The sequence below is a fragment of the Nostoc sp. LEGE 06077 genome (assembly GCF_015207705.1).
Lineage (GTDB): Bacteria > Cyanobacteriota > Cyanobacteriia > Cyanobacteriales > Nostocaceae > Nostoc_B.
The window spans coordinates 18,478-30,677 of sequence record NZ_JADEWI010000011.1; the positions used below are offsets into that span (position 1 = coordinate 18,478).

Consider the following 12,200-nt stretch of genomic DNA (forward strand, 5'->3'; position numbering starts at 1 on the left):
TATCATAGATGTTTTATTATCGCCAACCGTTGTAAAAGCTCAAACTCCATAAGAACGGGGATAGGGTTTGAGGAGTGTTTTCGCCTGATAGACATAAACAATATTCACAGCTACACCACCACGGCGAATTACTATTTGTTCAATCTCTTCCACACTGCGAAAATGATTTCGATAACTAGCCATTAAATCTTGTCTGAGATTAAAAGGTGCAGTAGTAATATATAGTGCATCTTTTCCTACCCATTGTTCAGCCCTAGACCAAAAAGCAAAGCCACGGTTATCATTACCAATATCAAAGCAAGTGATCGGAATTTGCACTACAGGTTCCAGAGACATAGCAATGGGGCCGCCTAAATAATAGCGATTGGTAAAGATAAAGCTAGAATTTTGTAGTGCTGTTTTGAGAATTGGTGATTCACTAAAACTACGCCGCAGTTGTTGAATATCAATTAGTTCTGTGGAAGGGTCATTCTGAACAGGTAAGAATCCTCCCAACAAGGCGTATTGGCTAGGTTTTTGGAAAATTCCTAAAGTTAATTGCAACAGTAAAATGAGGACGATACTCACAACCATAATTCCCGAACCTAAGAGCCATCGCCGCACCCAAAGCCGGGATTTTTGCTCCCAAATAACAGCTTGTTGTCCTAATAATAAAGTAATTCCCCAAAATCCGGGCATTGTCCAAGCTGGTAAGATTTGCCGATATCCGCCAATAAAAGTAAAGCCTAAAATTAAGGGGAGAGAAACCCATAAAATTAAGAGTTTTTCTGTCTTGAAATTATCTTGGTAAGTGATTGGTTTTTGCGTAAAAATTTGCTTGATTTTTCTGAGTATTGGTTGCAAACTGACACGCCAGAGAGGAAAACCCAGGGTTGGAAACAAATAAGCTACCTGAGCTAAATAAACTAATAAAACATTCAGTAAGTTGTAGCCAGTTTTCGGTACGGCTCGTGCTGATTGAAAACTAAACGATACCCAATCATGCTGCATATTCCAAAACACAATCGGGGAAATGGTGATGATAAATAATCCTAAACTGAACCATGCCCAAGGCGATCGCACTACCACCCGATGCGGTGGACTCGTTAAACAAAACCCAAGTAACCCTAGCCCCAAAATAAACCCGTGATATTTGCTATTACAGGCTAACCCAACCAAAATTCCCAAAATAGCTAAACGGTAACTGGGGGTATATGAATTAGAAGAGTAAGATTCATTTTGCAAAGGCTGACGCAGAAATTCTGTCACCGCACAATATAAACTAGCCGACCAAAAAAACATCAGTGGGCTATCAGGTAAACTCAGGATACCAAAGCCAATTTGAAAAATCGGACAGATAGTAGCAATTGCCAAGGTAAAGTAAGCAGCTTTGGGAGAAAATATTTTCTGACTAGTTAGATATAAAAATATCAAACTACCTGTATGACAAAGTATTGCACCTAAACGAATAGTAAATTGTGATACGTCTCCTGTTAACCAAGTCCCAAAACCAGTGGTAAAAGCAACTATCGCCGGATGATCAAAATAGCTCCAGTTGAGATGCAAACTGTATAGGTAGTAGTAAGCTTCATCAAAAGTAGGGTAAAGCCAAAAAGCAATGATGGCTCGAAATAATAATCCTCCGACCAGTAAAATAAGCACTGATTGATTAGCTTTGCTAGTCAACCATTTTTGAGCTATTTGCATTTATTTATATTTGTTTTTAGTATGCACACCAAATCATAAACTCCAGTTTGCTCAAATTAATGCAATATCTGAAGAATCTATGAACAATCTCTGACTAATCTATTCGGAATTTTTTTAATGACCCTTACCTGCACCTAAATATAATTCACCCACTTTCGGGTCTGTTAATAACTCTTGACCAGGGCCAGAAATCGCATCCCTTCCAGACTCCAAAACATAACCGCGATGAGCCATTTCCAAAGCTTTCCGAGCATTTTGTTCTACAAGTACGATCGCAGTACCACTCTGGTTAATTTGTTTAATTTGGGCAAATACCTGAGTCACCAAAATCGGAGATAAAGCCGCCGATGGTTCATCTAACAGCAACAAACTAGGTTCTAACATCAATGCTTTACCCATCGCCAGCATTTGTCGTTCCCCACCAGAAAGTGTACCAGCCCGTTGACGACGGCGATCGCTCAATTTGGGAAACATGGCAAATATTTTATCTTTGATGGGTTTGAGAGGCGCGTTACTGACAAAAGCCCCCATTTCTAAATTTTCTTCCACACTCAAAGAAGGAAAGACATTAGCAATTTGTGGTACGTAGGACAAGCCTTTCTTGACAATTTGATTTGATTTGAGTCCAGCAATATTCTCGCCCTTAAAAGTAATTGTGCCTGTATGCGGCGTTAACAGTCCAAAAATGGTTTTTGCCAAGGTGGATTTCCCCGCGCCGTTAGGGCCAATTACTGTCACCAATTCTCCTGCTGCTACCCGAAAATTCACACCTTGCAAGATATCGACATCTTTGATGTAACCAGCATGGACATTGTTGACTTCGAGTATTGGGGCAGAGTGATCAACTGAACCTGACATAGAATCCTTAAATTAACAGAAAACATATAGTCCTACTATACGTAGGGTGGGCATTTTCATCCCAACTCTTAATCAACTAAGAATATAGAGTAAATGCCCACCTGACAGATTTTTTATATATAGCAGTGGATAAAACTTAAACAGCGAAATCCTTTCAACACTATCACCTGCGATCGCTCCATCAACATTATTGAGACTTATTTTTTCTGCGGTGACGAACTGCCAAATATATCCCTGCCAAAGATAATACAGCTAGACCGCTAGGTTCTGGAACCGCACTGGCTGGCTGTGAAACAACAACTTCTCCCGTTGCGCCCTCGCCATTGTCGCCGACTTCACCGATGTAAAGGTATAACGGACTATTTGTAGAAACCGGACTTTTGAGTTTGAATCTTACTTGACCATTGTCACCCAAGCTGAAAAAGCCAAAAATTCGCCTAGGGTCAGTAGTGGAGTTGGCATCAAAATTTCCCAGTGTGGCTACAGCATTATTGATATTACCGCCTGTAGTCCCAAACAATGGCGGAGCCGTAGGAGGACGCTGGCTTCCCGGATTCAAGATAGTTCCAGTGGGGCTAAAATCAAAAACGTCTACTAAATCTGAGGTAGGAATGTTTTTTGCTGCTGCTGCGCTATTAACAGAAACGTAACTAAGTTTGATTGCATCTAAATCAAAACCACTGACATTACCAGGAGATCCACCAGTACCATTGCTGTTATCTTTAATCACAATGGAAGCAATCTCACCAAAGCTTAAAACCGGAATTTCGGCGCGGTAAACGGCAGTAGTTGCCGGAGAACCACCAATTAAACCTGTTAGCTTGGTAAAACCAAGAGCTATTGTTGCAGCTGTAGCACTTTGGTTTGAGATCAAGCTAATAGCTAACGTAGCTATACTAGAAGTTAAAAATTTAACACTAGAAAAACTACTTAGTTCTTTCATGAATTTTAATATTTAGCTGAGAACGCTAACTGAGGTAATCAACTAGACAGTCTATCAATTCTTACAAAGAATTTATCAAGATTATATAAATTTTTTATACATACTGAGTTGCAGTTTGATGTAGGACTTATCCACCAAGATTGTCTGTGGAGAATAGGTGTAGGGTAGCCAGGCGCTACAACGGAAGGAACCTCCGCAACGCACTGGCTCGACTTGAGCAAACTGGCGTGTATAGGGCTGTGGGGTGTAGGGGAAGAGTACTAATTTGTAACTATCTAATGGAATTGGTCGTTTTTCTTCTTTCCCTTATACCCCTACACCCTTATACCCTCACCAAAACCCTTACACCCAAATCACACCTAATTAATTCTGAATTCTGGCTGCTGAATTCTGCTTCAAGGTGTTTTTTGCAAATCTGGACGTTCCTCTTGAACGATCGCACCTGCTACGGGGCATACTTGAAAACATATCCCGCAATCAATGCAGGTAGCAAAGTCAATCCAGTACCAATCGGTTCCTTGAACATTTTTGCCAGGCCCTTCATGGATGCAAGCTACAGGACAAGCATCTACGCAGTCGGCAACGCCTTGACAAACATCAGTCACAATTGTGTGTGGCATTTGATAGATTCCCTCTCTTTAGTGGTCAATGGTCAATAGTCAATAGTCAACAGCAAAAACCGTTGACTACTGACGCTTGAGTTTTGACTATTGGCTAATACTTTCTATTGTGGGGGAGCCATCGGCTTTAATCCAAGCGATTTGGGCAATTCGGCGATCGCTGGCATACTGACGGATAGCTTGTGCATCTCTGCCTCCTAGTTCCATTTCCACTATGACTAGATGGGTAGAATCACGGAGTTTTTGGGAATATGCAAAAGCAGCCGCCTCAGCATTTTCTGTTTCTGGTACTACTAACCAGTTACTGGCAGGGATATCTTGTGGCAATTGCTGACTAGCTAACAGAATTTGGTATAAATCTTCAATATTGAGGACAAAACCAATTCCGGGGATGTTTTCGCCTTGGGGATGATACAGTCCTAAAAGTTGGTCATAGCGACCACCCCGCCCTAAAACTCTGGCTGGGTAATCGTTATTGCTGACAATTTCAAAGACAATACCTGTGTAATAGTCAATGGTCTGGATCAAACTCAGATCCAAAATTACCGGAAAATTCCGTTCTACTTCCAGTAACTCTACGAGAGATTTGAGGTTATTTACGGCTGCTTGCTGTTCGGCATCTAAACCCAGACTACTGACTTTTTGTAAGACATCTTGACTTTTGCCGCGCAGGTCGAGCATGATTCTGGCGCGATCGCGCAAATCTTCACTCAAAGGCAAAGTATCGATAGTTACACGGTCAAGGTGAGCGATCGCCTGACGTACTTTTGCTTGGATATTAGCAGGAAAAGCCTGCAAAAGCGATCGGGTAATTCCCGCCTCGCCTAAGACTATTTGCCAATCTCGCAAACCCAGTGCGTCTAAACAATTACCCACCAACAGTAAGACTTCGGCATTAGCCCGCAATCCACCAACGCCTAAAAGTTCTACACCAGCTTGATAAAATTCTTGCTGACGATTGTGCCGATTTTCCCAAATATGTCGGAAGACATTGGCATGATAATAAAGTCGTTGCGGATAGGTAACAGCTTCCATCCGCGTCACTACAGCACGCGCAATCGAAGCTGTTAGTTCTGGACGTAACCCTAATTCTTCATCTTCAGAATTTTGCAGTTGAATCACCATCTGGCGTTGAATTGCTTCCCCCGCCATCAAAGTGTCCATTCGTTCCAAAGTTGAGGTAATAATCTTGTGATATCCCCAACGATGGAACACTTGCTGTAACCTATCTTCAATCCAGCGTTTTTGAGCCACATCTAAAGGTAATAAATCCCTCGCTCCCGCTGCTGGTTGATACACCATTATTTTTTATTCCCACCAAACAAACCTCCGAATAAACCTCCACCTCCCGATTTCTCTGGTTGTGTATTCCCAGTTTTGGCAGATGGAGTCGCTTTAGAACCACCTGATTGTTGAGCTAAAGCTTTATCTATTTTAGGTTTCCATGACAACGCTATTTGGTCGTTCGGGTCTAATTTTAAAGCATTGTCAAAATGAATCTTGGCCATTTTTAGCTGATTTTGCTTTAAATAGACTAAAGCAATCAAACTATGACAGCGGCCACTCTTGGGTGCGAGTTTCAACGCATCCTGTAACTCGACTTTAGCTTGAGCAAATTGGTTTTTCTCAATTAAAGTTTGCGCCCGACGAATATATTGTTCCGCGGCTGAGTCTTCTTTCGGTGGCGCTGGTGGAGGTGGGGCTGCGGCTGTGTTTGGGGGTGTGTTGCCATTTTGTGCAGATTTAGGCGCAGGCGGTGGGCTAGATAAAGCTTTACCCGCACTCCGCATTAAATAGACTAAGTTCAACTCGCTAATTTGAGCAATGATAGGTATTACTTGCTGTAAGGAATTGTATTGAGTTTCCGCAATTTTAGCGATCGCAGTTTTATAGGAATGATCAATATTGGGAGCCGCTGCCAGCTGTCTGGCTAAATCGGTGGTAAGCTCTATGGAAGCTGAATCTTGTACCAAACGCTTACCCATTTGAGACAAAATTATCATGTATTCTGTGCGGGTGCGATCGCCAGATAGTGCTTCATAAGCTGGGTTAACCAACTTAGATAATAATTCACTAGCCAGCTTTTTTTCCCCAGGAGTGGCAGAAGCATTACTATCAGGATGCAAACGACGAGCAATTTGCAGATAACGCTTACGGATATCTTTCACATCCGCATCCACGGAAACGCACAAAACTGCATGATGGTCTATGAAGTCATATTTAAACAGTCCACGATCTATTTTTAGCGACATAGGTCGGTGTTACACCACAGGAGTCATAAGATTCCTTCTAGTTTACTTCGCTAGATCAGTGGATCGTCAGTAGCAATTTTTCATTTAATCCATAGTCAAGGGTCAATAGTTCATGTCACTATTACTTTGGCGTGGACAATGTATTCTTTGGGAAATGCTACACCCACTACGGATTACTCCAAGTGTCCAAAAGCCAGATACTGCGATATTTTTCTGATAAAAAGCCAAAAATAGCCTGTTTTTAGCCTACAATTACCTATTTATAACTATCAATCTGAGTATGATTTTACTGTGAAATTTTAGATGCTCAGTTTAAATATTTTTTCATGTTGCCATATCAATTGCTATAAAATTATGCGCTAGACTAAAAGATGCGAGAATAAGTACTTTTTCTTTTGCCTTTTGCCTTTTTGTACTAGCTGAAATATCGCATCACAATTGATTCAAGCTGAACTAGGCGAATTGGCTTCAAAATATAGTCATATTTATCTGATTGCCCTTGGGTTAATTCTGGTAAATCATTTTTCTGCACACCCATGAATACCACCGCCGTATTTTGTGATTTAGATGCTTGACTTAACGCTAGGAGTAACCTTGTGTCATTACTCTCTAAAAAATGTGTATCTAGTAAAATTAAATTTGGCTGAAAATTTTGCATCTTTTCCAAAATTTGATCGGCAATATCTATCCATTCAACTTGGTAGCCAATTAGTTGGAGGTAGTCTTGCAAAAATATTCCTATATTTGCTTCTGGTTCAGCAAGTAAAATCCGTTTTTGATTTAATTGATTAAGAAATGGAGACGATTTATTTACATCTTCATAGATCATATTTATCTCTTTGATTAAATCTACTTGCTCTGGCAGAAATAACGAGAAACGACTTCCTTCCCCCAATTTTGATTCGACTGTGACATCTCCACCATGTAACCGGGCTAATTTACGTGTCAAGGCTAAACCTAAGCCTGTACCTTCATACTGGCGATTTAAGCGGCTGTCTAATTGTTTAAATGGTTCAAAGAGAAACTGAAATTGATGACTATCTATACCAATACCCGTATCTGCAACAGTAAAGGTAATTCCTTCAGGGACTTTTTTAATTTCTAAACTTACCTGACCTGCTGGCGTAAATTTAATCGCATTAGTCAACAGGTTAATTAACATTTGTTTGATCCGGCGAATATCCACTTTGCAAGTATCAGCTTGTGGGTCAATTTTGCTGATCAGTGTTAAACCCTTTTCTTTAGCTTGCTCACCTACTGTTGAAAGAGCATAATTACATAAATCTAATACTGATACCGTTGATAAATGTAATTCTTCTTTACCTGCTTCCACTTTGGATAAATCAAGAATATCGTTAATGATTGCCAGTAAATTTTCTCCGCTACTATATATACAACTGATATATTCTTGTTGTTTCTCATTTAAAGAACCGACCATTCCTTGTTGCAGCAACTGTGATAAACCCATAATTGCATTTAAAGGAGTTCGGAGTTCATGGCTCATTGTGGCTAAAAATTCGTTTTTGGCGCGATTACCTGCTTCTGCGGCTGCTTGAGATGCACGCAGTTTTAACTCTATTTGTTTGCGCTCAGTAATATCTTCGATAATTGCCAGAAAAAACTCTGGTGTACCATTACTCCCAGGAATCATCGAAATCGAGAGGTTAGTCCAAACTAACTGACCATTTTTATGGCGAAAATACTTTTCGATTTCAATGCGATCGCGCATTCCTAATATTAGTTGTTTATATACCTCTAAATCTCCTTTTTGCTGGGAAATGTAATCGATAAAGTATTTACCATAAAGCTCTTCCCGACTGTATCCCAGCATTTGACATAAGGCCGGATTAATATCTACTATCTCGGCTTTGATATTTGCCAGCCCAATACCAATAGATGAACGCTCAAAAATCGCTCGAAACTGTGCTTCGCTTTTTCTCAGAGCTTCTTGGACAGTATGGCGATCGCTGGCTTCAATTGCTAAGGCGACAAAATCGGCAATTGAACTAGCAAAATTTTCTTCCTCTACAGTCCACTGGCGCATTTCGCCAATGTGTTCATGACATACGACTCCTATCACCAGCCCTCCTAGCCAAATTGGTACATCTAGTAATGATGTGATGCCAAATACTCTTAAATAAGATGTGGCTAATTCTTGGGTTCTATTGTCATTAATGGCATCATTTATTGCCAGACTGCGCTCTACTTCTAAACTTTGGAAATAATTAGGATAACTTGCTTTTAATAAAGTTTGACCTGATGTGTGGATTTTTTTCCGACAATCATATAAATTGCTACATTCAATTGCGGTGCGATCTGGACTGTATAACCAGACGCTAACTCGCTCTACAGCCAGCGTATTTGCTGCTACTTCTGTAATTTCTTGTAATGTTGTCTTGAGATTGTCTGTGTGGAATGTCTTACTCCTGGCCAATTGCACTAGGGATTGGATTTGTTGGCGTTGCTCGCTTTCCTTGATTGGCACATTTTCTGGTTTACTATCATTCACCACTGCTAACTGCATCTATTACACCTGTTAAGTAATTACCATGTCTAGCGAAGCTATCACAGAAACATAACTATCTTGTGTAACTACAATTACTCCACAGGATTTTTCATACCCGGATAGTATATTTTTTTTCATTAAAGTCTTGGATATCAGTGCAATACCTATCACTAAAATTACATTATTATTAACCTCCACCTTTGGCAATCATCGTGTATATAATTACGTGCGGAATGGCTGTTTGTTAAAAATTTGATGATTTCAAGAGAAAATACCATATAGCTATTATGCTATTAATAAGCTCATACACTTTCAAAATTTGCCTTTTTTAGTAAATACTAATGATGCTTACAATCGAATACCATAGAAGGTACTAAAATATCATCAGTCTCGAAGAAGATATCTCCTAAAATGAACGGCAAGCAATTGCAAAAATATATTAATTTATGGAACTTTCTTAAATAGTCAATTTATTTAGTTGATCATACCGATAACAACGTTGGGCATTCTCCTCCAGAAAGATACTTAATTACTTAAAGTTTGTAAAAATTGAACTGTAAGCAGATGTTCTGGAGATGGCGTAATGACTAATAGCAATATCAGGATTGTTTCTTTAATACCAAGTGCAACAGAGATTTTAGCTACACTAGGGTTAGCTGATGCAATTGTGGGGCGATCGCATGAGTGTGATTACCCTCCAGAAATTAAAAATCTGCCTGTCTGCACAGAAGCCCGTTTTAACACTGATGAGTCTAGCCGCAATATTCACACTAAAGTTAATGATTTGTTGCAATCGGCACTGAGTATTTATCAAATCAAAACTGATGTTTTAGTGCAGTTACAACCTACACACATTCTTACTCAAGACCAGTGTGATGTGTGTGCAGTTAGCTTATCAGAAGTTGAAAAGGCTGTGGCGAATTTTGTCTCAACTTCACCAAAAATTATTTCTTTACAGCCTAATATACTTGAAGATGTTTGGGCTGATATTGAACAAGTTGGTCATATTTTTGACGTAGATTCAGTAAAAATACTGGAAAATTTAGAAGCAAGAGTTAAAATTACTCAACAAAAAATTCAGGGACTTTCACTCAACGAACTGCCAAAAGTTGCTTGTATTGAGTGGACAGATCCTTTGATGACAGCCGCAAACTGGATTCCTGAATTAGTTAACTTGGCTGGCGGACAGTCACTGTTTAGTGTTCCAGGTAAACCTTCGGTGCTATTAGAATGGGATGCACTCATCGCCACCAATCCAGATGTGATTATATTTATGCCTTGTGGCTTTGATTTAATTCGCACTCGCAAAGAGGCTGAGTTATTAACTCAACGTTCACAATGGCAACAACTTCACGCTAATCAAACAGGCAGAGTTTATATTACTGATGGGAATTCTTTCTTCAACCGTCCAGGGCCAAGATTAGTAGATTCTTTGGAAATTCTGGCAGAAATGCTGCATCCAGAAATTTTTGACTATGGTTACAAAGGTACAGCTTGGGAAGAATTGTAAAAGTGCTGAATGAGAAGAAGTCAGAATTCAGGAGTCAGAATAAATGAAAAAAGGAAGCGGTATGTATTTTTCTGGGGAATAAAACCAGTCTATCGCCTCTAGCCCTTTTGCTTATTTTTGCTTGGACGCGTTATTTAGCCATTCAATGAGAGGCCTTAAAGTTCCTGGTAAGGCTGCTTCACTGACAATTACGGTGTGCTGTTTATCGTTGTCTTCTACAGTTAACCTATATTGAAAGCGATCGCTTTGGGGATTCGGCGCGGGAATTTGTGCTGGTAAGCGAAATAAGTCAGCTGCTTGGACTAATAATGGTAGTTCTTTCGCTTCTTTTGCTGGCAAAGTGCTGGTATCAAGGGTGGTTTTTTTAGTTATCCCAGCAAAGCCGCCTGTGCGTTCAAAGGTGATCCGCATTGTTAAGTCTCCGTTGTATACAAAAACTGGGAGAAAATGACTATCTTCCCCCAGTTTAGCAACAATGAAAAATACAGTAAAAATTCGGAATGATCAATCATGAATTATGAAACCATTTTTGATTCATGATTCATCATTGCTCATTACTATCAGCTAAAGCACTCCTACCTTTTGCCAAGCATTCTGCACTGCTTTTTGTTCTAGACCGTCAGTACCGTAAAGTTCACCAGCAACTTGGATAGTGATATTGGCTGCGGTTTTAAATTGTGCTTGGTTACGCAAGCGATCGCGCAATGCAACATACCAAATTTTCCCAGCTTTTTCCCAAGCATAGCCCCCAATCTCAACTGCTGCTAAATAAAAAGCATAGTTGGGGATACCGGAATTTATATGCACTCCTGCATTATCTTCCCAGCCAGTAAACTTATTCCGCATGTGTGCTGGTTGTGGATCTTTGCCCAATACAGCATCATCATAAGCTGTTCCTGGGGCTTTCATCGAGCGAATCCCAATACCCTTAACACCAGGCGCTAAAAGACCTTCACCAATAATCCAGTCGGCTTGGTCGGCTGTTTGATTTTTTAGCCTTTGTTTGACTAAGGAACCAAAAACATCGGAAAATGACTCATTTAAAGCCCCTGGTTCCCCATAATATTGCAAACCCGCTTCGTATTGAGTGACTCCATGTGTTAACTCATGCCCAATAATATCAATACATTTAGTGAAGCGTTGAAATAGTTCACCGTCGCCATCGCCGTATACCATTTGGTCGCCGTTCCAAAAGGCGTTGTCATATTTAACACCATAATGTACGGTAGAGTCTAAACGCAAACCCTTATCATCAATAGAGTTGCGTTCAAAAACTTCATAATATAAGTCATAAGTAGCACCCGCAGCATCGTAAGCTTCATTCACTGCTTCATCAGTACTTGGAGGATCACCTTCATGTCGTACTACAGTACCAGGAAGTTGCTGTCCATTCTTCACGTCGTAGATAGTCCGTCGCTTCTCACCAGGGGAAGGAGACAAGAAAATATTCCCCACAACATCCCGTCTTCCCCGTAACTGTGCAGAAACATTTAATGTATGAAACGCCCAAGCACGTTGCTGAGGATTACCATTCACAGCTACGTGTTCCAGCATATGAGGTGGAACAATACAACAGATAGGGCATCTAGTATGCAGTAAATGCTGAAATTTAGAACCAGATGATTTTTTCTTACGAGCCATATCAGATATTCTCCTGAAAAACAAACTAAGCGATCGCCAATTTTGGCATTCACTCTACTGTGAACAGAAATCAACTAATTAATGCCAATAAGATAGCCTCTATCTATAATTTTGAGTAGCTTTTCTACTAGTTCCTTTTAGATATGTCTGTTCAGCATAGATAGTACGAAGCAAAAAAGCTTAA

The 12,200-nt window shown here is 40.1% G+C and carries 10 protein-coding genes; 1 reads left to right on the top strand and 9 read right to left on the bottom strand.

What is annotated here, in order from left to right:
• Positions 1–39: 39 nt before the first annotated feature.
• From IQ244_RS10215 to IQ244_RS10245, 7 genes are all read right to left on the bottom strand, one after another.
• Positions 40–1,686, bottom strand: coding sequence for an ArnT family glycosyltransferase (locus IQ244_RS10215; protein WP_193893086.1), 1,647 nt, complete (start codon positions 1,684–1,686; stop codon positions 40–42).
• Between the two features lie 114 nt (positions 1,687–1,800).
• A complete protein-coding gene (locus IQ244_RS10220; RefSeq protein WP_193893088.1) occupies positions 1,801–2,544 on the bottom strand; it encodes an ABC transporter ATP-binding protein in 744 nt (247 codons plus the stop codon).
• 187 nt (positions 2,545–2,731) lie between these two features.
• Positions 2,732–3,487, bottom strand: a complete 756-nt coding sequence (locus IQ244_RS10225) for a PEP-CTERM sorting domain-containing protein (protein WP_193893091.1) — start codon at positions 3,485–3,487, stop codon at positions 2,732–2,734.
• A gap of 395 nt (positions 3,488–3,882) precedes the next feature.
• Entirely contained in the window at positions 3,883–4,107 is a 225-nt protein-coding gene (locus IQ244_RS10230) for an indolepyruvate ferredoxin oxidoreductase subunit alpha (protein WP_015112677.1), read from the bottom strand.
• Between the two features lie 87 nt (positions 4,108–4,194).
• The gene (locus tag IQ244_RS10235) at positions 4,195–5,409 is read right to left on the bottom strand and encodes an ATP phosphoribosyltransferase regulatory subunit (RefSeq protein ID WP_193893096.1); all 1,215 of its coding nucleotides are present in this window, start codon (positions 5,407–5,409) and stop codon (positions 4,195–4,197) included.
• A complete protein-coding gene (locus IQ244_RS10240) occupies positions 5,409–6,359 on the bottom strand; it encodes a J domain-containing protein (RefSeq protein ID WP_193893099.1) in 951 nt (316 codons plus the stop codon). The genes IQ244_RS10235 and IQ244_RS10240 overlap by 1 nt, the downstream gene beginning before the upstream one ends.
• A gap of 415 nt (positions 6,360–6,774) precedes the next feature.
• Positions 6,775–8,883, bottom strand: a complete 2,109-nt coding sequence (locus IQ244_RS10245; protein ID WP_193893103.1) for an ATP-binding protein — start codon at positions 8,881–8,883, stop codon at positions 6,775–6,777.
• A gap of 565 nt (positions 8,884–9,448) precedes the next feature.
• On the opposite strand from IQ244_RS10245, the gene IQ244_RS10250 reads away from it, so the two are divergent.
• A complete protein-coding gene (locus IQ244_RS10250) occupies positions 9,449–10,375 on the top strand; it encodes a cobalamin-binding protein (protein ID WP_193893106.1) in 927 nt (308 codons plus the stop codon).
• Between the two features lie 111 nt (positions 10,376–10,486).
• On the opposite strand, the gene IQ244_RS10255 is transcribed toward IQ244_RS10250, so the two are convergent.
• A complete protein-coding gene (locus tag IQ244_RS10255; protein ID WP_193893110.1) occupies positions 10,487–10,786 on the bottom strand; it encodes a protealysin inhibitor emfourin in 300 nt (99 codons plus the stop codon).
• A 153-nt stretch (positions 10,787–10,939) separates the two neighbouring features.
• Positions 10,940–12,016: a M4 family metallopeptidase gene (locus IQ244_RS10260; protein WP_193893113.1), complete on the bottom strand. Its 1,077-nt coding sequence runs from the start codon at positions 12,014–12,016 to the stop codon at positions 10,940–10,942.
• Between the last annotated feature and the right edge of the window lie 184 nt (positions 12,017–12,200).

Coding starts and splice junctions, on each gene's coding strand:
- IQ244_RS10220 (WP_193893088.1), bottom strand. CDS start 2,544: ATGTCAGGTTCAGTTGATCACTCTGCCCCAATACTCGAAGTCAACAAT.
- IQ244_RS10255 (WP_193893110.1), bottom strand. CDS start 10,786: ATGCGGATCACCTTTGAACGCACAGGCGGCTTTGCTGGGATAACTAAA.
- IQ244_RS10225 (WP_193893091.1), bottom strand. CDS start 3,487: ATGAAAGAACTAAGTAGTTTTTCTAGTGTTAAATTTTTAACTTCTAGT.
- IQ244_RS10245 (WP_193893103.1), bottom strand. CDS start 8,883: ATGCAGTTAGCAGTGGTGAATGATAGTAAACCAGAAAATGTGCCAATC.
- IQ244_RS10235 (WP_193893096.1), bottom strand. CDS start 5,409: ATGGTGTATCAACCAGCAGCGGGAGCGAGGGATTTATTACCTTTAGAT.
- IQ244_RS10260 (WP_193893113.1), bottom strand. CDS start 12,016: ATGGCTCGTAAGAAAAAATCATCTGGTTCTAAATTTCAGCATTTACTG.
- IQ244_RS10215 (WP_193893086.1), bottom strand. CDS start 1,686: ATGCAAATAGCTCAAAAATGGTTGACTAGCAAAGCTAATCAATCAGTG.
- IQ244_RS10250 (WP_193893106.1), top strand. CDS start 9,449: ATGACTAATAGCAATATCAGGATTGTTTCTTTAATACCAAGTGCAACA.
- IQ244_RS10240 (WP_193893099.1), bottom strand. CDS start 6,359: ATGTCGCTAAAAATAGATCGTGGACTGTTTAAATATGACTTCATAGAC.
- IQ244_RS10230 (WP_015112677.1), bottom strand. CDS start 4,107: ATGCCACACACAATTGTGACTGATGTTTGTCAAGGCGTTGCCGACTGC.